The sequence below is a fragment of the Tardiphaga sp. 215_C5_N2_1 genome (assembly GCF_052076055.1).
GTDB classification, from domain to species: domain Bacteria; phylum Pseudomonadota; class Alphaproteobacteria; order Rhizobiales; family Xanthobacteraceae; genus Tardiphaga; species Tardiphaga robiniae.
In genome coordinates this window covers 5,267,974-5,290,776 of record NZ_CP197240.1, presented here as the reverse complement: position 1 = coordinate 5,290,776, position 22,803 = coordinate 5,267,974, and the positions used below count along the sequence as shown (strand labels likewise).

The following is a 22,803-nucleotide window of genomic DNA, read 5'->3' as shown; positions in this document are numbered from 1 at the left end:
ACTACCCCCAGCGCCAGCGTTGCCAGCACCTCTTGCAGTCTGTATCCGGACAGGGTGACCGCCCCCGGCGGAACGAATCGTCCCATTTCGCCGCCGAGTTCCCTGATCATGCCCAGCCTGTTCCGCTTTTTGACGGTCGTCGCGGTGATCGTCGGCGTGGTCTATGGCGTGATCTTCGCGCTGGCCAATTTCGTCAACCCGAAGCCGCGGGACATGACGGTCACCATCCAGCCGGACAAGTTTCTCAAGAAATAGCTGCGCGCAGTAAGCGCATGAAGAGCTGCATGTCCTCCGCGAATTTCGGACCGGCTCCCTCCGCGTGCTTGATCCCGTCCATCGCAGCGACGATGACTCCGGCGACGTCGGCGGGTCTGGCTTGCAATGAGCCGAGATTAATCATGCCCGCGGTCTCGGCATCGCTCAGCGCCTGCGCCAGCAGAGCGACCAGTCGGGCTCGCGCGGCGAGCGTGATGTCTTTGGCCAGAGCCATGTTGACGTCGAACAGTTCAATGGCGTCGGCGCTGCCGGCGAAAGGGGCGATCAATTCGCGCTGAAACACAGCCATCGCCGTCTCCATGCGACCGAACACGTCGCCAGCGCCTGAGAGTGCCGCCTCGACATCGCGCATGGTCCGCGCATGGGCACGCGTCGAGCCCGCCCGAAACAGATCTTCCTTGCTGTTGAAGCTCAGATAGAGCGACGCCCGCGAAATTCCCGCGGCGCGCGCGATATCGGCCATGGACGCCTTGCGGAAACCGTGGCGGACGAACACCGGGAGTGCGGCATCCAGAATGTGATCGGTTTTGGCATCTCGTTCGCTCATTCAGACAGATTGACAGTTCGTGTCCAAAGCGTCAAAAGACAATTAGACAATAATAGTCCAATTGTCCAATTCACGTATTCCACATGGGACAGGAGCGAACATGCATTCGGAATCGGTCGGCAATCGAGAGACCATTGTTCTTGTCACGGGCATCGGCGGCTTTCTGGGCGGACACATCGCCCGGCAGTTGCTGGCCAAGGGCTACGCCGTCCGCGGTAGCGTTCGTCGCATGAGCGGCTGCGACCGGATCGCGAAGCAGATCTGTGCGGCGCCAACCGACTCCCACTCGCTCAGTTTCGTCGAAGCCGACCTCTGCTCCGACATCGGATGGGATGCCGCCGTCACAGGCTGCAGCTATGTGATCCACACGGCATCGCCGTTTCCGGCAGGCCTTCCGAAGGATGAAAATGAACTGATCCAACCCGCGCGGGACGGCGCGTTACGGGTACTACGTGCCGCGCACCGCGCAGGCGTGACGCGGGTGGTGCTGACGTCCTCGATCGCGGCCACCAATCACGGAAGCGGCAAGGCGCCGTATACCGAAGACAACTGGACCGATCCGACGGGCAAGCGAGCAACGCCCTACTATAAATCCAAGACGCTGGCCGAACGGGCGGCATGGGCCTTTGCTGCGGAAACCGGACTGGATCTCGCGGTCATCAATCCCGGCATCATTTTCGGACCTCTGCTAGGTCCGAGTTACGGCACGTCAATCGGGCTGGTTCAGCAGATGATGAGCGGCAAGCTCAAACGTGTGCCGCGCTTCGGCATCGCGGTGGTCGATGTCCGCGATGTGGCTGATGCACATATCAAGGCGATGACCCATCCGGATGCGTCAGGTCAGCGCTTCATCGCTGCCGGGCAGTTTCTATGGATGCGCGACATGGCTGCCGTACTGGCGCAGTCATTTCCGAATTATGCGCCGGTTCTGCCCTCGGGCGACGTGCCTAACTGGATGATCAAGGCAATGGCGCCGTTCAGCGCACGGTCGCGCATGATCGTCCATGAACTCGACGTCGATCTGAGTGTCAGTGCCGCGAAGGCACAGCGAATGCTGGATTGGCAACCAAGATCCGCCGACGAGGCCATTCGCGCCAGTGCACAAAGCCTGATCGACCACGGCCTGCTCGCGGCCTCCTGAATTCCCACAATGCACAACAACGGAACCAACCTATGACCTCATCCATCGTCGCCCCGAAAGAGCACCCGGACGCTGAAGATATCCGGGGCATCGAACGCGCGCGGCTTCGTGCGCTTGTAAGCGCCGACATGGCAGCGGCCGAGCCGCTGCACGCCGCAGACTTCCAGCTGATCACGCCGATCGGCGCGGCACTGTCAAAAGCCGAATATCTTGGTGCCGTTGCAGGTGGCCACATCAAGTACCTAACATGGACGCCCAGTGACATCGCCGTGCGGCTGTATGGCACGAGTGCCGTGATCCGATATCGCGCCCGCATTGAGGTGATTTTCGGGGGCCACAAGGTCCCGCCAGGCGACTATTGGCACACCGATGCTTATGAAATGCGTGACCGGCAGTGGATGGTGATCTGGTCGCAGGCCACATCGATCACACAGCTTGCCTGATCTTTGTGGATCTGCATTCGCTCCGGGTTGCTGCAGCCAGTGAAAACCGCTGCTGCAGCCCGGATCATGGGTTATGATGGCACATGACCACTTCCTCAGACGCCAAGCTCTCCAATCTGTTCCTCGACATGCTCGCCGCCGAACAAGGTGCTGGCGTCAATACACTGGACGCCTATCGCCGCGACCTCGAAGATTTCTCCGAATTCGCCACCGGAGCGAAATCCAGCTTCATGGCAGCCGACACCCAGTTGCTGCGCGACTACCTGGAAGACCTCGACGAGCGCAGCTTCAAATCGACCACCGTGGCGCGGCGGCTCTCCGCCATACGGCATCTGTTTCGCTTTCTGCTCAGCGAAAAAATCCGCACCGACGACCCGGCCGCCATCCTGTCGGGCCCGAAGCGTGGCCGCAGCCTGCCCAAGGTACTGTCGATCGCAGACGTCGACCGCATGCTGGTCCAGGCGCGGGCGCAGGCACAGAATACCGAAGCCTCAGCGCAACAGCGGCTGCGCGACGCCAGGCTCTATTGTCTGCTCGAAGTGCTCTACGCCACCGGGCTTCGCGTCTCCGAGCTGGTCTCGCTACCGCTCACCGCGGCGCGCCGCGATGCCCGCATGATCGTGGTGCGCGGCAAGGGCAACAAGGAGCGGCTGGTACCCCTCAATGAAACCGCCAAACAGGCGATGGCGGAATATCTCGCCGCGATGGCCGAGTTGCAGAAGTCTCAACCAAAAAAGAGTGCAGCCTCGAAATGGCTGTTTCCGTCTTTTGGCGAGAGCGGCCACCTCACCCGGCAGCATTTCGCGCGCGATCTGAAAGAACTCGCGGCGGCATCCGGCATTGCGCCGCGGCTGGTGTCGCCGCACGTGCTGCGCCACGCCTTTGCCAGCCATCTGCTGCATAACGGCGCCGATCTTCGCATCGTGCAGACTCTGCTCGGTCATACCGATATTTCGACGACGCAGATCTACACCCATGTGGTGGAAGAACGGCTCAAGAGCCTGGTCCGAGACCTGCATCCGCTCGCGGAAAAATAGCGCTCAGCGCGAGTGCGGCTCGGCCTCGCCAAGATGATCCGTCTCATCGTCACGCCGCATCCCGGAGGTCGGCACCAGTACCGGCTGCAGCGCCGGAATCAACCGCGTGCGTTCGCGCTTGGCGGGGATCGCCCGATAGACCTGTTTGGTGGCTTCGACGATATGCACGCCGGCGAACGGCATCGACAACGCCGCGCCAATCCGCTCCCACGCCATCGCCGAGCGCAGAAACCAGCCCATCCCGACCGGCGGCATGAACAGCGCCTCGCTCCACGCCGTCGGCGTAAACCAGGTCTGTCGTAGCAACTGCGTGATTTGCGAGCGCGAATAGGGGCGGCCGTGACCGAACGGCGTCGAGTCGGTACGGGTCCAGACGCCCCGGCGATTCGGAATCACCGCCATCAACCGGCCGGACGGCGCAAGCACGCGCCAAACCTCGCGGAGCAGACCTTCGGGATCGTCGGACATTTCCAGGGCGTGCACCAGGATGATGCGATCGACGGCGGCATCCGGCAGCGGCAGCGAGAATTCGTCGACCAGTGTGGCCAGCGCGGGCTTTGCCGTCGGCCATTTCAGCACCCCCTGCGCCGCCGGCATGAAGGCGATGCACCGTTCGGAATTCTCCCGGAAAAGACCGAGATACGGTGTGGGGTACCCCAGACCGAGCACGCGCTGCCCCTCCGCGTCGGGCCAATGCGCCTGAATACCGCGATTGATCAACCGCCGCGCCACGATACCGAGGCGGCGCGAATAGAAATCCCGGAGATCGATCACATCGATGGTCATGATGACTTTCTAACACGTTGCGGCCGCCCACGATCCCCCGAATCGCGCATTGCCGGGGCAGCGTTAACGCCAGATATCCAGGCCATCGCGGGCGGTGAGTTGCACCAATTGACAAGGCCGGCCCGGCTGCGGCCTATTCGAAGAAACTGGCGCCGCGACGTCGTTGCAGGAGAGACAAAAATGCTGTCACGCCGAGGTCAAACGATCACGAGGACGGCGGCGACGGCCGCGGGTCTGGCCGTGGCAGCACTCGCGCCATTCTCCGCCGAGGCCAATCCGGCGACGGTCGATTACATCTGCACCCCCGCACTGCCGGGCGGCAATAAGATCTCCGTCGATTACAATTCCGGCGGCAAGTCGATCACCCTGTTCTATCCCAATGGCGAAACGCTGCGCATGCCGATCCAGCGATCGGGCTCCGGTTTCCGCTACGGCGAAGGCAATGTCGGGATTGCCGGCAAGGGCCAGACCACCATCACGCTGCAGGTTGCCGGCCAGCCCGCGCGCCAATGTGTGACACCGCGCTGACCGTCATGCATCGCCCATATTCATCCCCATCAATTTGCCGCACGTATGTGCGAGCGCATCACGACGTGATCCAACGGAGTTACCATGGCTGCTGAAATTCGCGTGTTCCCCTGCCTATCCGACAATTTCGGCTACCTGATTCACGATCCGCAGAGCCTGAAGACCGCCGCCATCGACGCGCCGGAGGCCGGTCCGATCATGAAGGTGCTGCAGCGCGAAGGCTGGAAGCTCACTGATATTCTGGTGACTCATCACCATGCGGACCATGTCGGCGGCATCGCCGAGCTGAAGAAGACCTACGGCTGCAAGGTCACAGCACCGCACGATCAGGGCACGGCAATTCCTGAAGTCGACGTCCGCGTCGCCGAAGGCGATACCGTGCAGGTCGGCGCGCTCACCGCGCGGGTGTTCGAGACTCCCGGTCATACGCTCGACCATATCTGCTACGTGTTCGACAGCGAGCTGGCGCTGTTCTCAGCCGACACGCTGTTTTCGGGCGGCTGCGGGCGGGTGTTCGAAGGCACCTATCCGATGATGTGGCAATCGCTGCAGAAGCTGCGCACACTGCCCGACGACTACCGGGTCTATTGCGGCCACGAATACACCGCGGCCAACGTCAAGTTCTGCCTCGGCATCGACGCCAACAACGAAGCGCTGAAGAATCGCGCCGACGAAGTGGCGCAGCTGCGCGCCGTCGGCAAGCCAACCATCCCGGTGCTGCTCGGGCTTGAGAAGAAGACCAACGTGTTTCTGCGCGCCGACGATCCGGCCATCGCCGCCGCCGTCCGCCTCAAGGGATTCAGCGAGGACGACGTGTTCGGCGAACTCCGTGAACGCAAGAACAAGTCCTGATGACAGGCAAGACGCCAACTGCAGCCGAGATCATCGCGACGCTCGGCCTGCAGCCGCATCCCGAAGGCGGCCACTACCGCGAGACGTTTCGCGACAGTCGCATAGATGCCGGCGGGCGGGCGGCATCAACGGCGATCTACTTCCTGCTGGCATCAGGCGAACGCTCGCACTGGCATCGCATCGATGCCGTCGAGGTTTGGCACTATCATGCGGGCGCTCCGCTTACGCTGGAAATCGCCAGCGACGCCGGCCAGCGCACGATCACGCTCGGGCCGGACGTCGCCGCTGGACAAGAGCCGCAAGGCATTGTCCCACCGCATGCTTGGCAGGCCGCCTCCACCACTGGCGACTGGACACTGGTCGGCTGCACCGTGGCACCGGGTTTCGATTTCGCGACGTTTGAGTTGGCACCGAAGGGCTGGAACCCCGACTAGCTCGGCTTCCAGATCATATCCTTCGCTGCGATGCGGCGTCCTCCGTAAAGCGATGTACGGCGAAAGCCAGAAACGCGGCGGTGGCGCATGTCGCACATCCTTCGAGACGCCCGCAAGGGCCGGGCTCCTCAGGATGAGGTCAGCGGAAACCGCGTCCGCTCAAGCGTGATATTGCCCGCCATTGATGGTCATGGTCGAGCCAGTGAAGAAGCCGGATTCGTCTGCAGCTAGGAACACCACGGCGCGCGCAATTTCCTCGGGCTCGCCGAGGCGATTGACCGGGATCTGCGGCAAAATGCTCTTCTCGAGCACGGCGAGCGGCACGGCCTGCACCATCTCGGTGTTGATGTAGCCAGGACAGATCACGTTGACGGTGATGCCGAGCTTGGCATTCTCGAGAGCCAATGCCTTGGTGAAGCCGATGTCGCCGGCCTTGGCGGCGGAATAATTGACCTGACCGAACTGGCCCTTCTGGCCGTTGATCGATGAAATGTTGATGACACGGCCGAACTTACGTTCGCGCATGCCCTCGATCACCTGACGGGTCATGTTGAACAGCGAACCGAGATTGGTGTTGACCACCTTGTTCCACTGTTCCGGCGTCATCTTGTGGAAGGCACCGTCCATTGTGATGCCGGCATTGTTGACCAGCACTTCCACCGGTCCCAGATCGGCCTCGACCTTTTTCACGCCCGCGGCGCATTCATCGAACGAACCGACATCCCACTTGTAGGTGCCGATACCCGTCTCGCTTTTGAATTTCTCGGCGGCGGCATCGTTGCCGGCATAGCTTGCCGCGACGCTGTATCCCGCAATTTTCAAAGCCTTGCTGATCGCAGCGCCAATCCCTCGTGTTCCACCGGTCACCAATGCTACGCGCGCCATGATCGATCCCTCCACCAATCTCTTTTGTAGTTATAGCTTCGAATTAATCTCGCGATACGCTGAACATCAAGCAGAATTGGACCATCAAGCGAAAATGCCCGACGCAAAGCGCCGGGCATTTTGTTGTAGCAGTGTGTGCAGTGCACGCGCGAGCCGATGTTTTCGGCACGCGACGCGTAAGGATTAGTCGCGTGCGATGCACATCGCGATGCCCATGCCGCCGCCGATGCACAGCGTGGCAAGGCCTTTCTTCGCGTCGCGCTTTTCCATCTCGTGCAACAGCGTGACGAGAACACGCGCACCGGATGCACCCACCGGATGACCGATCGCGATCGCGCCACCGTTGACGTTAACCTTCGACGTATCCCAGCCGAGATCCTTGTTCACCGCGCAAGCCTGCGCAGCAAAAGCTTCATTGGCTTCGATCAGGTCGAGATCGTTAATGGTCCAGCCGGCCTTCTTCAGCGCGGCGCGCGACGCCGGGATCGGGCCAGTGCCCATGATCTTCGGATCAACGCCGGCCTGGCCCCACGACACGATGCGGGCAAGCGGCTTGAGGCCTTCCTTGGCGGCCTGCTTGGCGGTCATCAGCACCACGGCAGCAGCGCCGTCATTGATGCCCGATGCCGAGCCGGCAGTGACGGTACCGTCCTTCTCGAAGGCCGGGCGCAACTTGGCCATCGCCTCGATGGTGGCGCCGTGGCGCGGATATTCGTCATCGCTGACGATGACGTCGCCCTTGCGGCCCTTGATTGTGACCGGAACGATCTCGTCCTTGAACTTGCCAGCCTTCTGCGCAGCTTCCGCTTTCTGCTGCGATGCAACAGCGAACTCGTCCTGCTGCTGGCGCGTGATCTGGTACTGCTTTGCCACGTTCTCGGCGGTGTTACCCATGTGATAGCCGTTGAAGGCATCCCACAGACCGTCCTTGATCATGGTGTCGACGAATTCCACCGGACCCATCTTCACGCCACCGCGCAGATATTGCGCATGCGGGGCCATGCTCATGGATTCCTGACCGCCGGCAACGACGATTTCCGAATCACCATTGAGCAACGCCTGATAGCCGAGCGCGACCGTGCGCAGGCCGGAGCCGCACAGCATGTTGACGCCCCAGGCCGAAGTTTCCACCGGCAGGCCGGCAGCAATCGAGGCCTGACGCGCGGGGTTCTGGCCCTGCGCAGCAGTGAGGATCTGTCCCATGATGACTTCGGAGACGCGGGCCGGATCGATCTTGCCGCGCTCTAGCGCCGCCTTGATGGCAATGGCGCCGAGATCATGCGCCGGCATGGTCGCGAAAGCGCCGTTGAAGCTGCCGACGGGTGTGCGGGCAGCGCTGACGATGACGACATCGTCTGACATGGACATCTCCTGTTGTTGAGGTTTTTTCGACGGTCAGAGCCAGGATGGCGGGGGCCGCGTTGCAAACTATCCTGTTAACTGAGGGTTGGACTGTCAATTGGTCAGAAGCCAAATTACGGCCGCAACGCACGCAAAATGGCACGGATGTCGCTTTGCATAGCACAAGACTGCTGCCATTTTAACCGTGACGCACAAAACGGTAGCCGAGCCCCTTTGAAAGTGCTTACTTTATTGCATTGCGTTGTTCGACAACCTTATGGCGCGCTGCCGTAAGGTTCCCTGTCCTCGGTCCGTATGTGTGAGCCCCCATGGCGAAATCAGATCAACCCACGACAATCAAAAAATATGCGAACCGCCGGCTTTATAATACCGGAACAAGCACTTACGTGACGCTTGAAGATCTCGCTGCGATGGTAAAGGACGGCGAGGATTTTCTCGTCTATGACGCCAAGACCGGCGACGATATTACCCGCTCGGTGCTGGCCCAGATCATCTTCGAACAGGAAAACAAGGCTGGCCAGAATCTCCTGCCAACCACTTTCCTGCGCCAGTTGATCCGCTTCTATGGCGACAGCATGCAGATGGTGGTGCCGAAGTATCTCGAGCAGTCCATCGACAGCCTGACGCGCGAGCAGGAGAAATTCCGCAAGCAGATGACGAACACGTTCAGCATGACGCCGTTCGCGCCACTTGAGGAAACCGTTCGTCGCAACATGGAATTGTTTCAGCAGACCTTCGCGATGTTCAAGCCGTTCGTGCCGCCGCGCGGCGGCGCTGCGTCGCCGGAGCCGGAAAAGGCGCCGGAGCCGACCGCTGAGCCTGCCGACACTATGGATGACCTGCGTCGCCAGATGAAGGAAATGCAGGAACGCCTCGAGCGCATGTCGCACGAGCCGAAGCCGGAATAATTCGCGGCTCACTTATCGGAAATCGGAATGACGCCGACCGTGGCTACACCTACGGTCGGCGTTTCCATTTGATGAGCGCAACATCGCCATGGCGAAGCAACCCACCCCACTCACTCTCGACCGGCTCGACACCCCGATCGGCATCGCGCTGCTGGTGACGAACCACGGTGGTGCACTCTGCGCACTCGACTGGATCGATTACGAAGAGCGCTTGCTGACTTTGCTGCGTCGTTACTATGGGACGGTCGAACTGACCGAGAACTCGGCACCATCCGAGATCCGCAGCGCACTCTCACGCTATTTCGACGGCGAGCTCAACCAGCTCGATGGCATCACCTGCCACATCCCCGGCACGCCGTTTCAGAACCGTATCTGGACGGCACTGCGAAAAATCCCTGCAGGCAGCACACTCAGCTACGGCACGCTGGCCGCGCAACTCGGCGTGCCCAATGCGATGCGCGCGGTCGGCCATGCCAATGGCGCCAATCCCCTGAGTGTCGTCGTGCCCTGCCACCGCCTGATCGGCGCCAACGGTTCGCTCACCGGCTATGGCGGCGGCATCGCCCGCAAGCGCTGGCTGCTGGAGCACGAAGGCGTGGTGGTGAAGTGACATACTAACCTCGCCCCGCTTGCGGGGAGAGGTCGCTTTCCGCATGCGAAGCATGTGGGAAGCGGGTGAGGGGAACTCTCCACTCGCTCCGAGCTTGCTGAGAGCCCCCCTCATCCGTCGCGGACTTGGTCCGCGCCACCTTCTCCCCGCAGGCGGGGAGAAGGAAAATCACGCCGCCGGCTTCTCCGCGAGATCGCCGTTTGCCAGCAGATGGATCAATGCGCGCTTGATCGCAGCCTGACGCGTCGGGGCATTGATCTGCGCGCCGAGCAAATCGGTGACGTAGAACACGTCTCGCGCGCGCTCACCGAAGGTCGCAACATGCGCCGAAGCGATGTTGAGGTTGAGCTTCGAGATCGCCGTGGTCAGTTGATACAGCAGGCCCGGCCGGTCGAGGCCGGAGACCTCGATCACCGTGTAACGATCCGACCACTGATTGTTGACGATGACTTCCGGCTCGACGGTGAAAGCCCTGATCTTGCCCTTGGTCGAGGCGCGCTTCGCCACGGTTTCCGGCAGCCGCACCTTGCCTTCGAGCACGTCCTCGATCATGTCGCCGATTCGTGTTGCACGGCGGCCTTCGTCGTCATCGCGATCGTATTCCCGGGAGATCGCGATGGTGTCCAGCGCGCGGCCATCGGTCGTGGTGTAAATCTGCGCGTCGACGATATTGGCACCGGCTGCGGCGCATGCGCCGGCGATGATCGACAGCAACCAGGGATGGTCGACGGCCAGAATCGTGAGCTCGGTGACGCCGCGGGCTTCATCGAACCCGACATTGATCGCGAGCTTGTGCCCGGCCTCTTCCGATGCCCGCAGGAAGCGCGCGTGGCGAATTTTGCGGTCGAGCTCGACCTTGAGCCAGTAGGCCGGATAGTGCCGCAAAATATAGGCGTTGAGATCCTGCTCGGGCCACTCGGTGAAGGCACGGCGGAATTCCGCCTGGGCCGACGCGATGCGCTGTGCGCGATTGACTTCGGAGAAACCACCGGTCAACACCGGCTCGGTTTCGTAATACAGCGTCCGGATCAGCTGCGCCTTCCAGCCGTTCCAGACGCCGGGACCGACGCCGCGGATATCGGCGGTGGTGAGAATCGTCAGCAGCTTCATCTGCTCCACCGACTGCACCACGGCGGCGAAATTCTCGATGGTCTTGCTATCCGACAGGTCGCGCGACTGCGCCACCGTGGACATCGTCAGATGCTCTTCGATGAGCCACGCAACGAGATCGGTGTCGGCGGCGTTGAATCCGAGCCGCGGGCACAGTCGCCGCGCGACCTTGGCGCCGGCGATGGAGTGATCCTCCGGACGCCCCTTGGCGATGTCATGCAGCAACACTGTGATATAGATCACCGCCCGATGTTCCGGGCGGATCTTGCGCATCAGATCGCTGGCGACAACGAACTCGTCATTCCCGCCGCGCTCGATCTCCTGAAGGATGCCGACACACCGCAGCAGATGCTCATCCACCGTATAGTGATGATACATGTTGAACTGCATCATCGACACGATGCGGCCGAAGGCACGAATGAAATGACCGAGCACGCCGGTCTCGTTCATCCGCCGCAGCACGATCTCGGCATTATCCGAGGTCAGGATCTCCATGAACAGCGCGTTGGCTTCGGCGTTCTCGCGGATCTCGGGCGTGATCAGCCGGAGCGAGCGCGTCGCGGTCCGCATCGCATCGGGATGGAACGCCAGATTGTGCTTCTGTGCCAACCGGAAGAACCGGATCAGGTTGATCGGGTCCTCCTTGAACACGTCAGGCGCAGCAAGGTTGATGCGGTTGTTGTCGATGATGAACGCATCGCTGTCCGGCAGCCGGCGGCGATGCATCTCGGGCCGCAGCTTGGCCATCATGCGCGTCAGCGCCGGCGCCGGCTTGGCCTGCTGGTCTTCGAGCTTGGCGCACAGGATCGCGGTGAGATCGCCGACTTCCTTGGCAATCAGGAAGTAGTGCTTCATGAAGCGCTCGACGTCCTGCATGCCGGGATGTGAAGTATAGCCGAGGCGGACCGCAATCTCGCGCTGCAGGTCGAAGGACAGCCGCTCTTCCGGCCGTTTGGTCAGGAAGTGGATATTGCAGCGAACCGACCACAGGAAGTCTTCGCAACGCTTGAAGGTGCGGTATTCCTGCGGATCGAACACGCCCCGCGCGACCAGCTCCTTGCTGTCGCGCACCCGATAAACGTATTTCGCGATCCAGAACACGGTGTGCAGATCGCGCAGGCCACCCTTGCCGTCCTTGACGTTGGGTTCGACCAGATAGCGCGACTGGCCGCCGCGGCGATGGCGCTCCTCGCGTTCGGCGAGCTTGGCAGTGACAAATTCCGCGGCGGTGCCCTGCACCACTTCGGCATCGAAGCGCGTGACCAGTTCGTCGTAGAGAGCCTGATCGCCGGTGAGGAAGCGCGTTTCCAGGATCGCGGTGCGGATCGTCATGTCGCCGCGCGCCTGGCGGATCGATTCATCCACCGAACGCGTAGCGTGGCCGACCTTCAGGCCCATGTCCCACAGGCAATACAGAATGACTTCGGCGACCTGCTCGCCCCAGGCGGTCTGCTTGTAGGGCAGGATGAACAGCAGATCGATGTCGGATTCCGGCGCCATCAGCCCGCGGCCATAGCCGCCGGTGGAGACCACCGCCATCCGTTCGGCACCAGACGGGATTGGCGAATGATAGAGATGCTTCGTCGCCGCGGCGAACAGCATGCGGATGATTTCATCCTGCACGTGGCAGAGCTGCTCGGCACAGCGTCGGCCGTGGCGGTCCTTCAGCAACACGGCCTCGGCGGCTTCACTGGCCTTGAGCAGTTCGGCCTTCAGCAGCTTGGCGACCGCGGCGCGAAACAAATCGTTCTTGCCGCGATGCTGCACTGCAAGCGCATCGATCTCGGCGGCAATCCGCGTCGTGTCGAAGTCGGTTTCGGTCGTCGGTCTGTCTTGTGTAGCAACACTGTCCATGAACAACCCGGATATCGGACGGCGCAAGCGCTGTCACGGTGATTGTAGCCCCACAGCTAGTCCATGCTGCCTTTTGCGCAATCCGGGCAACAACGTTCTCGCGGCGGTGTCCTTGGCGCATCATATCTTCTCGTTGACGGAACGCCATAACTAATTGAAATTAAAGAACGTTTTCGCACAGAGAGCGACCCCGGCGTGGTGCCATGACGCCCGCAGGATGCAAGTCGCCTTCGAACCTCACGTTTCGACAGTTCATCAGGGAGAGACCAGAATGTTCACGATGTCACGGCGCGCTGTCGCCGGTCTGATTGCTGCGGCTGCACTGATGCCCGGAGCTAGCTTCGCCGCCGAACCGCTCAAGGAAATCCGGCTCGACTGGGCGACCTACAATCCGGTCTCGATCATCCTCAAGCAGAACGGCCTCTTGGAGAAGGAATTCGCCAAGGACGGCGTGAAGATCACCTGGGTACAGTCGGCCGGCTCCAACAAGGCGCTCGAATTCCTCAATGCGGGGTCCATCGATTTCGGCTCGACCGCGGGCTCCGCTGCGCTGGTGGCGAAGATCAACGGCAACCCGATCAAGTCGGTCTATGTCTATTCGCGTCCGGAATGGACGGCGCTGGTGACCGGCAAAGATTCCAAGATCGCCTCCGTCGCCGATCTCAAGGGCAAGCGCGTCGCGGTAACCCGCGGCACCGATCCCCACATCTTCCTGGTCCGCGCTTTGCTCGGCGCCGGCCTCACCGACAAGGACATCACGCCAGTTCTGCTGCAGCATGCCGACGGCAAGGCCGCGCTGATCCGCGGCGACGTCGATGCATGGGCCGGACTCGACCCGATGATGGCGCAGGCCGAGGTCGAGGACGGCGCCAAGCTGTTCTTCCGCAAGCCGGACGCCAACACCTGGGGCATCCTCAACGTGCGCGAGCAATTTCTGAAGGACTATCCGGATGCCGCGCGCCGCGTGCTCGCAGTCTATGAAGACGCCCGCAAATATTCGCTGGAGAATTATCCCGAGCTGAAGAAGGCCTTTATCGGCGTGACCAAACTGCCCGATGCCGTTGTCGACAAGCAGCTCAAGGAACGCACCGAACTGACCCACAGCCGCATCGGCGCACCGCAGCGCGAGTCGATCCTCGCCGCAGGCCTCGCATTGCAGCAGGCCGGCGTGATCGACGCCAAGGTCGATGTGAAGGCCACGGTGGATGCACTGATCGACGATCAGGTGCCGCTGCCAAAGAGCTGACGCTCTCGCATCTGCGAAGCCACCCTTCACCCTCCCCGCAAAGGGAGGGTGAAGCTTTTGAGTATCTTGCAAACCAAATCGAGACGCGCTTCAGCTATGGCCATGACGCTCGACACCACCGCACCCGACGTAGCGGAGACGCGTGAAAAATCCGTATCCAACAGGCGCTGGCAGCGTTTCGCGCGGCCAGCGCTCGGCGTTGTGCTTCCACTCGCGCTGGCGCTGGCATGGGAGCTGGCCGTTTGGTCCGGCTGGTCGAACGGCCGGCTGGTGCCGCCGCCGTCGCGCGTCTTCGCCACCATCATGGAGCTCGCCCGAAGCGGCGAACTCTGGCGCCATATCACCACGACGCTGTCGCGTGTTGCTGCCGGCTTCGGCCTCGGCGTTGTCGCCGGCACGCTGCTTGGCGCTATCTCCGGCTATTGGGGAATCGCACGACGCTTGCTCGATCCCACCGTTCAGGCGCTGCGCGCCATTCCATCGATCGCCTGGGTGCCGCTGTTCATCCTGTGGCTCGGCATTTTTGAGACGTCGAAGGTCGCGCTGATTGCCGTCGGCGTGTTCTTTCCGGTCTATCTCGGCGTGATGGGCGCGATCCTCTCGGTCGATCGCAAGATCGTCGAGGTCGGTCGTACCTTCCGCCTCTCTGGCCCCGCCATGATCCGCCGCATCCTGCTGCCTGCGGTGCTGCCGGCCTATGTTGTTGCACTTCGCGTCGGCCTCGGGCTCGGCTGGATGTTTGTGGTTGCCGCCGAATTCATGGGCGCCTCCGAAGGGCTCGGCTATCTCCTCATCGACGGCCAGCAGCTCGGCAAGCCCGCGCAGATCCTCGCCGCCATCACCATTTTCGCATTGCTCGGCAAGACCACCGACTGGCTGATCGAACTCGTCACCGCACCACTGCTGCGCTGGCAGGATGCGTTCCGACCGGGTGGAGAGACCTGATGCTCGCCCTCGACAAGGTCGGCAAGACCTATCCCAACGGCGTTCATGCGCTGGAGCGCTTCACCGCGCAAATCCCGCAGGGCGAGATCGTCGCCATCATAGGTGGCTCCGGCTGCGGAAAATCGACACTGTTGCGCGCCGTGGCGGGGCTCGATCGCGCCTCGACCGGCAGCATCCGCATCGACAACATCGATATCAGTGCGCCGCACGAGAAGATCGGCATCATCTTCCAGGAACCGCGGTTGCTGCCGTGGCTCAGCGTCGCCGACAATATCGGCTTCGGCCTGTCCGAGCTTCCTGTCGCCGCACGCCGCGAGAAAGTCGCGCAGGCCCTGGCGCGCGTCGGCCTGTCGGATAAAGCCAAGGCATGGCCGCGCGAATTGTCCGGCGGGCAGGCGCAGCGCGTCGCCATTGCCCGTGCATTGGTGCCGCAGCCGGAAGTACTCCTGCTCGACGAACCGTTCTCCGCGCTCGACGCCTTCACGCGCCGCGATCTGCAGGATCATCTGCTCGATCTCTGGGCCGACACGCGGCCGACGCTGGTCCTTGTCACCCATGATGTCGACGAAGCCGTGGTGCTGGCAGACCGCGTGCTGGTGATGCGGCCGAGGCCGGGTCGGCTGTTCGCCGAGATCGATGTCGGCCTTGCGCGCTCCCGCGACCGTGCCTCGCCGCTGTTCGACGCGGTGAAGCGCCGCGTGCTCACCGCACTGGATCGATCGCTGGATCGCGACGTGCCCGATAGCGCGCCCGCCGAGACCGTCGGCGCGTGGTGGTGACAACAGCACCGCGAGCTAATAAAAGCTGCAACTAACAAAATCTCAGGGAGAGATATCATGGACGCCGCCGCGCTTCGCGCCACCCAGGCCCCCATTAAAGAGCTCTACAAGACCGATCCCAAGGCTGCCTTCATTACGCTGAAGGCCAAGGGCTCGATCGACAATGACGGCATCGCCTGCAAGGTCGAGACCGGCCGGCAGATCGCAGCCGCCGGCCTGCACCCGGCCACGGGCGGCTCCGGCCTCGAACTCTGTTCGGGCGACATGCTGCTGGAAGCATTGGTGGCCTGCGCCGGCGTGACGCTGAAGTCGGTGGCCACCGCCGTCGAAATTCCGCTGAAGTCCGGCAATGTGACAGCCGAGGGCGATCTCGATTTCCGCGGCACGCTCGGCGTCGACAAGGAAGCGCCGGTCGGCTTTGCCGAAATCCGCCTGCGCTTCGATGTCGACACCGACGCGCCGCAGGACAAGCTCGATCTGCTGCTGAAGCTGACCGAGCGTTATTGCGTGGTCTACCAGACCATCAAGCATGGCCCGAAGGTTTCGGTGTCCCTCAACAGGGTGTAAGCAGGCCGGACGACTCCCACCAAGGAAAGAGGAGGCCAAGCACCTCCTCTCGTCAGGCTGCCATGTCTCCCGAACTTGCCTTCCTCCTGACGCTCACTTTGCGCATGGCGATCACCGCCGCCTTCGTGATCACGGCCTCCATCATCACCGAACGATCCGGCCCGGTGATCGGCGCGTTGGTAGCGACGCTGCCGATCTCGGCGGGACCGTCCTACGTCTTTCTCGCGCTCGATCATGACGCCGCCTTCATCGCGCAAGGTGCATTGGCCAGCCTGCCGATCAATGGCGCGACGATGTTTCTCGGCCTGACCTATGTGCACCTCGCGCAGCGTCACAACGTGATCGTCAGCCTCGGCGCGGCCGTGCTGGTGTGGTTTGGCCTGGCGTGGCTGGTGCGACAAGTCGAATGGAGCTTGCTTGGCGGCGTCCTCGCCAATGTCGTGGCCTTCGCGATCTGCCTGCCACTGATGGCGCGGTTTCGCCATGCGAAGATGCCGCTCATCACCAGGCGCTGGTACGATATCCCGCTGCGCGCCGCACTCGTCGCAACGCTGGTTGCCATCGTGGTGACGCTGTCCTCGACCATCGGCCCGACCGGCAGTGGCATTCTCGCACTTTATCCCGTGGTCTTCACCAGCCTGATGCTGATCCTGCATCCGCGGATCGGCGGCCCGCCCACCGCCGCGGTGATCGCCAATGGCGGCTGGGGCCTGATGGGTTTCGGCATCGCGGTGGCCGTGATGCATGTCACCGCCACGCGCTTCGGCTCGGTGGTCGCCCTGAGCCTCGCGCTGGCGACTTGCGTGGTGTGGAATCTCGGCCTGTGGGCGTGGGGCCGCAGGCGGGTGCGCTACGTGTAAAACGCCGTCATGGCCGGGCTCGTCCCGGCCATCCACGTCTTTGGCGCAGAGAAACAAGGCGTGGATGCCCGGCACAAGGCCGGGCATGACGATAGAGAATGTTACTTCGGCAGTTTCGCCTTCAGCGCATAGAGCGCATCCAGCGCCTCCCTTGGCGACATCTCGTCGGGATGCAGCGCCTTCACGGCGTCCATCAGCAATTCCGCCTCCGACGGAGGAGCCGCCTCGGCCGGTGCGCGCGCGGTGATCGCGAACAGCGGCAGGTCATCCATCAGCGCCTTGGCGCTCTGGCCGCGATCCTGCGCTTCAAGCTTGGCCAGCACCGACTTCGCGCGCGCGATTACCGCCGGCGGCAGGCCCGCGAGCTTGGCCACCTGAATGCCATAGGAGCGATCCGCCGAGCCCGGCAGCACCTCGTGCAGGAACACCACGTCGCCGTGCCATTCCTTGACCCGCACCGTGGCATTGAACAGCCGCGGCAGCTTGGCGGAGAGCGCCGTGAGCTCGTGATAATGCGTCGCGAACAGTGCGCGGCAGCGATTGCTCTCATGCAGATGCTCGATCGCGGCCCAGGCGATCGATAGACCGTCGAAGGTCGCAGTGCCGCGGCCGATTTCATCCAGGATCACCAACGCACGTTCGGTCGCTTGATTGAGAATGACGGCGGTCTCGACCATTTCGACCATGAAGGTCGAACGGCCGCGCGCCAGATCGTCGGCCGCGCCGACGCGCGAGAACAGCCGGTCGACGATGCCGATGCGCGCGCGCGAGGCCGGCACGAAACTGCCGATCTGCGCCAGCAGTGCGATCAACGCATTCTGGCGCAGGAAGGTCGACTTACCGGCCATGTTCGGACCAGTGATCAGCCAGATCTGGCCGGACTTCTGCCCCGGCCCGGGCGACAGATCGCTGGCATTGGCGATGAACGGCTGGCCGTCGCGGCGCAGCGCCTGTTCGACGACGGGATGCCGGCCGCCCTCGATGGCGAATAACAGCGAGTTGTCTACTTCGGGGCGGACGTAGTTGTCATCGACCGCCAGCTTCGCCAGGGCCGTTGCGACATCGAGCAGCGCGAAAGCATGCGCCGCAGCGCGCAGATCTTCCGACGCCTCGGCGACCATCGCCGACAGCCGTTCGAAGATTTCGAGCTCGAGCCCGAGCGCGCGGTCGCCGGCATTGGCGATCTTGGCTTCGATCTCGCCGAGTTCGGAGGTGGTGAAACGCACCTGCCCTGCCAGCGTCTGGCGATGGATGAAGGTCGCGTTCAGCGGCGCCTGCATCAACTTGTCGCCATGCTGCGCGGTGACTTCGACGAAATAGCCGAGCACATTGTTGTGACGGATCTTGAGGCCCTTCACGCCGGTGTCATCGGCATAGCGCGCCTGCATCGCGGCGACCACGAGGCGCGAGGCGTCGCGCAGATTGCGGGTCTCGTCGAGCACCGGCTCGAAGCCTTCGCGCACGAAGCCGCCGTCGCGCTTTAGCAGCGGAAGATCGTCGGCCAGCGCCCGCGCAAAGGTCGCGGCGAGTTCGCGCGATGGCCGGCGCAGGCCGGCCATCGCAGCCGTGATATCGGCCGGCAGGTTGTCGATGGCGCCGAGGCGCGTCAGCACCTGATCGGCGGCAAGCACACCATCGCGCAGGCAGGCGAGATCGCGCGGACCGCCGCGGCCGACCGAAAGCCGCGCCAGTGCGCGCGACATATCAGGCGCAGACTTCAGGGCCGAACGCAGATCGTCGCGCAGCCCGCTGTCGGATACGAAACTCGTGACCGCATCGAGCCGGCGGCCGATCGCCACTTCATCGGTAAGCGGCGCGGCGAGGCGCTGCGCCAGCAGGCGCGAACCGGCGGCGGTGACGGTGCAGTCGATCGCATCCAGCAGTGAGCCCTTGCGCTCGCCTGATAGCGTGCGCGTCAGTTCGAGATTGGCGCGGGTCGCCGGATCGATGGCCATGGTGGTGCCGACCGCTTCGTGGGTCGGCGGCGACAGCGGCACGCGTTTGCCGACTTGCGTGCGCTCGACATAGGTGACGCACGCCGCCGCGGCGGTCGCTTCCAGCCGCGACATGGCGCTGAGGCCGTCCATGGTGGCGACGGCAAAGTAATCGCACAGCCGGCGCTCGGCGGTGGCACCATCGAACACGTCACGGGTCAGCGGCGTCACCGCCGGCAATTCGCGCAGCAACTGGCTGAGATCAGGATCGCTGTAGAGCGCATCCGTAACCAGCACCTCGTTCGGATTGATCCGCGCCAGCGTCGCGCCGAGTTCGCCTGTCGCACATTCGGTGACAATGAATTCGGCAGTCGAAATATCGATCCAGGCCAGACCGATGCGATCCGCACCGCTTGAGCCCTTGCTGCGCGCAATCGCCAGCAGATAATTATTGGCCCGCGCGTCGAGCAGGTTTTCTTCGGTCAGCGTGCCCGGCGTAACCACGCGCACGACGTCGCGGCGAACCACGCTCTTGCCGCCGCGCTTCTTCGCCTCGGCCGGATCCTCCATCTGTTCGCAGACGGCGACACGGATGCCGAGCGAGATCAGGCGGTGCAGATAATCATCGGCGCGAACCACCGGCACGCCGCACATCGGGATATCCATGCTCTGATGCTTGCCGCGTTTGGTCAGCACGATGCCCAGGGCGCGCGAGGCAACCTCCGCATCCTCGAAGAAGATCTCGTAGAAATCGCCCATCCGGTAGAACAGCAAGAGGCCGGGATTGGCGGCCTTTATCTCAAGGTACTGTTCCATCATGGGAGACACTTTTGCGGTGTCTTCCACGCGGGGAGCGGGTTCTGGGGCGGTAATGGGCTGCTGGATCGTCATGGCGCCGGACGCTAGCAAATTTTGCTCCGCCGATCCCACCCGCGGCTGTCGCAAACTATAGTTTTCCCCACCGTGGCGAGGTAGTTGACAAGTCAACTGCGATTTCATATCCGCAGTTCTCAAGGGAATTCTTTGAATTCCCAGGGACAACGCTGCCATCCAGCAGCGGCATTTGACCGGGTCAGCGGGGGTTCTTAAAACCACCGCGAAAATCCGGCAATCGAGCGCGGATGCAGTCTCCAGGGAGAGAATTGATGAGCGATGTCTTCATTTGCGACGCCGTCCGCACCCCCATCGGCCGTTTCGGCGGCTCCCTTGCCAAAGTTCGCGCCGACGACCTCGCCGCCGCCCCCATTAAAGCCCTGATGGACCGCAATCCCGGCGTGGATTGGGCTGCCGTCGAGGAAGTCTATTTCGGCTGCGCCAATCAGGCCGGTGAAGACAACCGCAACGTCGCCCGCATGGCGGCGCTGCTGGCCGGCCTCCCCGATTCCGTCCCCGGCGCCACGTTGAACCGCCTCTGTGCGTCGGGCCTCGATGCCGTCGGCGCCGGCGCCCGCGCCATCCGCGCCGGTGAAATCGATTTCGCCATTGCCGGCGGCGTCGAATCCATGACCCGTGCGCCATTCGTGCAGGGCAAGGCCACCGAAGCCTTCTCCCGTTCGGCGGAAATCTTCGACACCACCATCGGCTGGCGCTTCATCAACCCGCTGATGAAGGAAAAATATGGCGTCGACGCCATGCCTGAGACCGGCGAAAACGTCGCGCAGGATTTCCAGATATCGCGCGCCGACCAGGATGCCTTTGCGATCCGCTCGCAGCAGAACGCCGGCAAGGCGATCGCTTCGGGCTATTTCGCCGAAGAAATCATCCCGGTGATGGTGCCCGGCGGCAAGGCCGGCCCGATCGCCGTCGACAAGGACGAGCATCCGCGCCCCGAAACCACGCTGGAAGGCCTCGCCAAGCTGCGCCCGATTGTCCGCAAGGACGGCACGGTCACCGCCGGCAACGCCTCGGGCGTCAATGACGGCGCCTGCGCCATGATCCTCGCCTCAGCCGCTGCGGTCGAGAAGCACGGCCTCAAGGCCCGCGCCCGCATCCTCGGCCTCGCCTCGGGCGGCGTCGCGCCGCGCATCATGGGCATCGGCCCCGTGCCTGCGACCAAGAAGTTGATGGAACGCCTTGGCCTCAAGATCAGCGATTTCGATCTGATCGAGCTCAATGAGGCCTTCGCGTCGCAGGGCATCGCCGTGCTGCGCCAGCTCGGCGTCAAGGAAGATGCTGATTTCGTCAACCCACACGGCGGCGCGATCGCGCTCGGCCACCCGCTCGGCATGAGCGGCGCGCGCCTGGCGATGACGGCGGTGCACGGCATGGAGAAGCGCGGCGGCAAGCTGGCGCTGGCCACCATGTGCGTCGGCGTCGGTCAGGGCGTCGCCATGGCGATCGAGAAGCTTAACTAACAAAGACGTTTTCAAGACCGCCGCCGCGGGATCCGCGGCGGCAAAAGAGGGAAAAACAGCATGACGCTAATCTATCCCGTCGAGAGCAATGCGGCGCACGCGCCGCGCCTCTCACCCGGCTACAAGAGCACCATCAAGCGCGCGCCGCAGAAGCAGCGCATCCTGATGCCGCACACACTGTCGGAAACGACAGGACCGGTCTATGGCCACGAGACCGTGCGCCCCGGCGATCATGACCTCACCACCATGCATGCGGGCGAGCCGCTCGGCGAACGCATCATCGTGCACGGCACGGTGATGGACGAGGACGGCCGCGGCGTGCCGAACACGCTGGTCGAACTCTGGCAGGCCAATGCCTGCGGCCGCTACGTGCATGTCTGGGACCAACACCCCGCGCCGCTCGATCCGAACTTCACCGGCGCCGGCCGCACCGTCACCGACGCCGCGGGCAACTACAAGTTCGTCACTATCAAGCCCGGCGCCTATCCGTGGGGCAATCACCATAATGCCTGGCGCCCTGCGCACATCCACTTCTCGGTGTTCGGCCATTCCTTCGTCTCGCGCCTCGTGACGCAGATGTATTTCCCGAACGATCCGCTGTTCCCGTTCGACCCGATCTTCAACTCGGTCACAGACGAAAAGGCGCGCCTGCGCATGGTGTCGGATTTCGACCTCGACGTCACCGAGCCTGGCTGGGCGCTGGCCTATCGTTTCAACATCGTGCTGCGCGGCCGCAACGCCACCCCGACGGAGAATCACTGATGCCCGGAATTACCCCGTCGCAGACCGTCGGTCCGTTCTATGCCTACGGCCTGACACCGAACGGCAAATACGCCTGGAACGACGCCTTCACCAGCAACCTGCTGACATCCGACGTCACCGGCGACAAGATCCGCATCGAAGGCGTGATCTATGACGGCGACGGCAAGGTGGTGCCCGACGCCGTGCTGGAAATCTGGCAGGCCGACGCGCAGGGCCGCTTCGCCGATCCGCAGGATACCCGCGGGCTGCCGAATTCGAGCTTCAGGGGTTTCGGTCGCTCCGGCACCACCGATGCCGGCGAATATTCGTTCGACACCGTCAAACCCGGCAGCGTGCCCGGCATCGATGGCAAGCCGCAGGCGCCGCATATCGTGATGGCCGTGTTTGGCCGCGGCATGACCATGCAGTCGATGACGCGTATCTATTTCGAGGACGAAGCCGCGACGGCTGATGATGCGGTGATGAACCTCGTCCCGGCCGACCGCCGCGCGACGATCATCGCGAAGAAGACGGCGCCTGGCGTGTATCGGTTTGATATCCACCTGCAAGGCGCCAACGAGACGGTGTTCTTCGACGTGTGATG

General features: G+C 63.0%; 23 protein-coding genes. 17 read left to right on the top strand and 6 right to left on the bottom strand.

Annotated elements, in window-relative coordinates; genetic code table 11:
- The first annotated feature begins 108 nt into the window (after positions 1-108).
- Complete coding sequence (locus AB7828_RS25115) at positions 109-255, top strand: histidine kinase (RefSeq protein ID WP_089262632.1); 147 nt, start codon at positions 109-111, stop codon at positions 253-255.
- Here the strand turns inward: AB7828_RS25115 and AB7828_RS25110 are convergent.
- Positions 245-823, bottom strand: coding sequence for a TetR/AcrR family transcriptional regulator (locus tag AB7828_RS25110; protein ID WP_120288316.1), 579 nt, complete (start codon positions 821-823; stop codon positions 245-247). The genes AB7828_RS25115 and AB7828_RS25110 overlap by 11 nt on opposite strands.
- Before the next feature lie 100 nt (positions 824-923).
- Here AB7828_RS25110 and AB7828_RS25105 point away from each other — a divergent pair, with 100 nt between their 5' ends.
- From AB7828_RS25105 to xerD, 3 genes are all read left to right on the top strand, one after another.
- Positions 924-1,964 carry an NAD-dependent epimerase/dehydratase family protein gene (locus AB7828_RS25105; protein ID WP_441231469.1) on the top strand — a complete coding sequence of 347 codons (1,041 nt, stop codon included), beginning with the start codon at positions 924-926 and terminating at the stop codon, positions 1,962-1,964.
- A gap of 32 nt (positions 1,965-1,996) precedes the next feature.
- Entirely contained in the window at positions 1,997-2,407 is a 411-nt protein-coding gene (locus tag AB7828_RS25100) for a nuclear transport factor 2 family protein (RefSeq protein WP_441231468.1), read from the top strand.
- 83 nt (positions 2,408-2,490) lie between these two features.
- On the top strand, positions 2,491-3,444 hold the full coding sequence (gene xerD, locus AB7828_RS25095) for a site-specific tyrosine recombinase XerD (RefSeq protein ID WP_441231467.1): 954 nt from the start codon (positions 2,491-2,493) through the stop codon (positions 3,442-3,444).
- Between the two features lie 3 nt (positions 3,445-3,447).
- Here the strand turns inward: xerD and AB7828_RS25090 are convergent, their stop codons facing one another.
- Positions 3,448-4,230 (bottom strand): class I SAM-dependent methyltransferase, encoded by a 783-nt coding sequence (locus tag AB7828_RS25090; RefSeq protein WP_089262642.1) that lies wholly within the window; start codon positions 4,228-4,230, stop codon positions 3,448-3,450.
- 180 nt (positions 4,231-4,410) lie between these two features.
- Between AB7828_RS25090 and AB7828_RS25085 the strand changes: the two genes are divergently transcribed.
- The 3 genes from AB7828_RS25085 (at position 4,411) to AB7828_RS25075 (ending at position 6,044) form a co-directional block, all read left to right on the top strand.
- The gene (locus AB7828_RS25085; RefSeq protein ID WP_441231466.1) at positions 4,411-4,758 is read left to right on the top strand and encodes an MliC family protein; all 348 of its coding nucleotides are present in this window, start codon (positions 4,411-4,413) and stop codon (positions 4,756-4,758) included.
- Positions 4,759-4,842: 84 nt separating this feature from the next.
- The gene (gene gloB, locus AB7828_RS25080) at positions 4,843-5,610 is read left to right on the top strand and encodes a hydroxyacylglutathione hydrolase (RefSeq protein WP_441231465.1); all 768 of its coding nucleotides are present in this window, start codon (positions 4,843-4,845) and stop codon (positions 5,608-5,610) included.
- The gene (locus AB7828_RS25075; protein ID WP_441231464.1) at positions 5,610-6,044 is read left to right on the top strand and encodes a cupin domain-containing protein; all 435 of its coding nucleotides are present in this window, start codon (positions 5,610-5,612) and stop codon (positions 6,042-6,044) included. The genes gloB and AB7828_RS25075 overlap by 1 nt, the downstream gene beginning before the upstream one ends.
- A gap of 159 nt (positions 6,045-6,203) precedes the next feature.
- On the opposite strand, the gene phbB is transcribed toward AB7828_RS25075, so the two are convergent.
- Together phbB and AB7828_RS25065 are read right to left on the bottom strand one after the other, a co-directional pair.
- Positions 6,204-6,929 carry an acetoacetyl-CoA reductase gene (gene phbB / locus AB7828_RS25070; RefSeq protein WP_068732968.1) on the bottom strand — a complete coding sequence of 242 codons (726 nt, stop codon included), beginning with the start codon at positions 6,927-6,929 and terminating at the stop codon, positions 6,204-6,206.
- A 183-nt stretch (positions 6,930-7,112) separates the two neighbouring features.
- Positions 7,113-8,291 carry an acetyl-CoA C-acetyltransferase gene (locus tag AB7828_RS25065; RefSeq protein ID WP_089262650.1) on the bottom strand — a complete coding sequence of 393 codons (1,179 nt, stop codon included), beginning with the start codon at positions 8,289-8,291 and terminating at the stop codon, positions 7,113-7,115.
- A gap of 308 nt (positions 8,292-8,599) precedes the next feature.
- Between AB7828_RS25065 and phaR the strand changes: the two genes are divergently transcribed.
- Together phaR and AB7828_RS25055 are read left to right on the top strand one after the other, a co-directional pair.
- On the top strand, positions 8,600-9,199 hold the full coding sequence (gene phaR, locus AB7828_RS25060; protein ID WP_089262652.1) for a polyhydroxyalkanoate synthesis repressor PhaR: 600 nt from the start codon (positions 8,600-8,602) through the stop codon (positions 9,197-9,199).
- Between the two features lie 88 nt (positions 9,200-9,287).
- Positions 9,288-9,809: a methylated-DNA--[protein]-cysteine S-methyltransferase gene (locus AB7828_RS25055; RefSeq protein WP_441231463.1), complete on the top strand. Its 522-nt coding sequence runs from the start codon at positions 9,288-9,290 to the stop codon at positions 9,807-9,809.
- A gap of 168 nt (positions 9,810-9,977) precedes the next feature.
- Here the strand turns inward: AB7828_RS25055 and AB7828_RS25050 are convergent, their stop codons facing one another.
- Entirely contained in the window at positions 9,978-12,773 is a 2,796-nt protein-coding gene (locus AB7828_RS25050) for a [protein-PII] uridylyltransferase (protein WP_441231462.1), read from the bottom strand.
- A 271-nt stretch (positions 12,774-13,044) separates the two neighbouring features.
- Here AB7828_RS25050 and AB7828_RS25045 point away from each other — a divergent pair, with 271 nt between their 5' ends.
- The 5 genes from AB7828_RS25045 (at position 13,045) to AB7828_RS25025 (ending at position 17,170) form a co-directional block, all read left to right on the top strand.
- Positions 13,045-14,019 (top strand): aliphatic sulfonate ABC transporter substrate-binding protein, encoded by a 975-nt coding sequence (locus tag AB7828_RS25045; protein WP_441231461.1) that lies wholly within the window; start codon positions 13,045-13,047, stop codon positions 14,017-14,019.
- A gap of 96 nt (positions 14,020-14,115) precedes the next feature.
- The gene (locus AB7828_RS25040) at positions 14,116-14,964 is read left to right on the top strand and encodes an ABC transporter permease (protein ID WP_441231460.1); all 849 of its coding nucleotides are present in this window, start codon (positions 14,116-14,118) and stop codon (positions 14,962-14,964) included.
- Entirely contained in the window at positions 14,964-15,743 is a 780-nt protein-coding gene (locus AB7828_RS25035) for an ABC transporter ATP-binding protein (protein WP_441231459.1), read from the top strand. Before AB7828_RS25040 ends, AB7828_RS25035 begins: the two co-directional genes overlap by 1 nt.
- A gap of 57 nt (positions 15,744-15,800) precedes the next feature.
- Entirely contained in the window at positions 15,801-16,310 is a 510-nt protein-coding gene (locus tag AB7828_RS25030) for an OsmC family protein (protein WP_089262662.1), read from the top strand.
- A gap of 62 nt (positions 16,311-16,372) precedes the next feature.
- The gene (locus tag AB7828_RS25025) at positions 16,373-17,170 is read left to right on the top strand and encodes a hypothetical protein (RefSeq protein ID WP_089262664.1); all 798 of its coding nucleotides are present in this window, start codon (positions 16,373-16,375) and stop codon (positions 17,168-17,170) included.
- 101 nt (positions 17,171-17,271) lie between these two features.
- Here AB7828_RS25025 and mutS read toward each other — a convergent pair whose 3' ends face one another.
- Positions 17,272-19,995 carry a DNA mismatch repair protein MutS gene (gene mutS, locus AB7828_RS25020; protein ID WP_441232313.1) on the bottom strand — a complete coding sequence of 908 codons (2,724 nt, stop codon included), beginning with the start codon at positions 19,993-19,995 and terminating at the stop codon, positions 17,272-17,274.
- Between the two features lie 254 nt (positions 19,996-20,249).
- On the opposite strand from mutS, the gene pcaF reads away from it, so the two are divergent.
- From pcaF to pcaG, 3 genes are read left to right on the top strand one after another with little or no spacing between them, the layout of a single operon-like run.
- Positions 20,250-21,458, top strand: coding sequence for a 3-oxoadipyl-CoA thiolase (gene pcaF, locus AB7828_RS25015; protein WP_175368628.1), 1,209 nt, complete (start codon positions 20,250-20,252; stop codon positions 21,456-21,458).
- Between the two features lie 60 nt (positions 21,459-21,518).
- Positions 21,519-22,220 (top strand): protocatechuate 3,4-dioxygenase subunit beta, encoded by a 702-nt coding sequence (gene pcaH, locus AB7828_RS25010; protein WP_068732948.1) that lies wholly within the window; start codon positions 21,519-21,521, stop codon positions 22,218-22,220.
- The gene (gene pcaG / locus AB7828_RS25005) at positions 22,220-22,801 is read left to right on the top strand and encodes a protocatechuate 3,4-dioxygenase subunit alpha (RefSeq protein WP_441228539.1); all 582 of its coding nucleotides are present in this window, start codon (positions 22,220-22,222) and stop codon (positions 22,799-22,801) included. Before pcaH ends, pcaG begins: the two co-directional genes overlap by 1 nt.
- Positions 22,802-22,803: the final 2 nt, after the last annotated feature.

Bases quoted from the DNA above. Each gene is read 5' to 3' on its own strand.
- mutS (WP_441232313.1), bottom strand. From the start codon at position 19,995: ATGACGATCCAGCAGCCCATTACCGCCCCAGAACCCGCTCCCCGCGTG.
- AB7828_RS25035 (WP_441231459.1), top strand. From the start codon at position 14,964: ATGCTCGCCCTCGACAAGGTCGGCAAGACCTATCCCAACGGCGTTCAT.
- phbB (WP_068732968.1), bottom strand. From the start codon at position 6,929: ATGGCGCGCGTAGCATTGGTGACCGGTGGAACACGAGGGATTGGCGCT.
- AB7828_RS25030 (WP_089262662.1), top strand. From the start codon at position 15,801: ATGGACGCCGCCGCGCTTCGCGCCACCCAGGCCCCCATTAAAGAGCTC.
- AB7828_RS25025 (WP_089262664.1), top strand. From the start codon at position 16,373: ATGTCTCCCGAACTTGCCTTCCTCCTGACGCTCACTTTGCGCATGGCG.
- AB7828_RS25110 (WP_120288316.1), bottom strand. From the start codon at position 823: ATGAGCGAACGAGATGCCAAAACCGATCACATTCTGGATGCCGCACTC.
- AB7828_RS25090 (WP_089262642.1), bottom strand. From the start codon at position 4,230: ATGACCATCGATGTGATCGATCTCCGGGATTTCTATTCGCGCCGCCTC.
- phaR (WP_089262652.1), top strand. From the start codon at position 8,600: ATGGCGAAATCAGATCAACCCACGACAATCAAAAAATATGCGAACCGC.
- xerD (WP_441231467.1), top strand. From the start codon at position 2,491: ATGACCACTTCCTCAGACGCCAAGCTCTCCAATCTGTTCCTCGACATG.
- AB7828_RS25040 (WP_441231460.1), top strand. From the start codon at position 14,116: ATGGCCATGACGCTCGACACCACCGCACCCGACGTAGCGGAGACGCGT.
- AB7828_RS25050 (WP_441231462.1), bottom strand. From the start codon at position 12,773: ATGGACAGTGTTGCTACACAAGACAGACCGACGACCGAAACCGACTTC.
- pcaF (WP_175368628.1), top strand. From the start codon at position 20,250: ATGAGCGATGTCTTCATTTGCGACGCCGTCCGCACCCCCATCGGCCGT.
- pcaG (WP_441228539.1), top strand. From the start codon at position 22,220: ATGCCCGGAATTACCCCGTCGCAGACCGTCGGTCCGTTCTATGCCTAC.
- pcaH (WP_068732948.1), top strand. From the start codon at position 21,519: ATGACGCTAATCTATCCCGTCGAGAGCAATGCGGCGCACGCGCCGCGC.
- AB7828_RS25075 (WP_441231464.1), top strand. From the start codon at position 5,610: ATGACAGGCAAGACGCCAACTGCAGCCGAGATCATCGCGACGCTCGGC.
- AB7828_RS25105 (WP_441231469.1), top strand. From the start codon at position 924: ATGCATTCGGAATCGGTCGGCAATCGAGAGACCATTGTTCTTGTCACG.
- AB7828_RS25100 (WP_441231468.1), top strand. From the start codon at position 1,997: ATGACCTCATCCATCGTCGCCCCGAAAGAGCACCCGGACGCTGAAGAT.
- gloB (WP_441231465.1), top strand. From the start codon at position 4,843: ATGGCTGCTGAAATTCGCGTGTTCCCCTGCCTATCCGACAATTTCGGC.
- AB7828_RS25115 (WP_089262632.1), top strand. From the start codon at position 109: ATGCCCAGCCTGTTCCGCTTTTTGACGGTCGTCGCGGTGATCGTCGGC.
- AB7828_RS25085 (WP_441231466.1), top strand. From the start codon at position 4,411: ATGCTGTCACGCCGAGGTCAAACGATCACGAGGACGGCGGCGACGGCC.
- AB7828_RS25055 (WP_441231463.1), top strand. From the start codon at position 9,288: ATGGCGAAGCAACCCACCCCACTCACTCTCGACCGGCTCGACACCCCG.
- AB7828_RS25065 (WP_089262650.1), bottom strand. From the start codon at position 8,291: ATGTCAGACGATGTCGTCATCGTCAGCGCTGCCCGCACACCCGTCGGC.
- AB7828_RS25045 (WP_441231461.1), top strand. From the start codon at position 13,045: ATGTTCACGATGTCACGGCGCGCTGTCGCCGGTCTGATTGCTGCGGCT.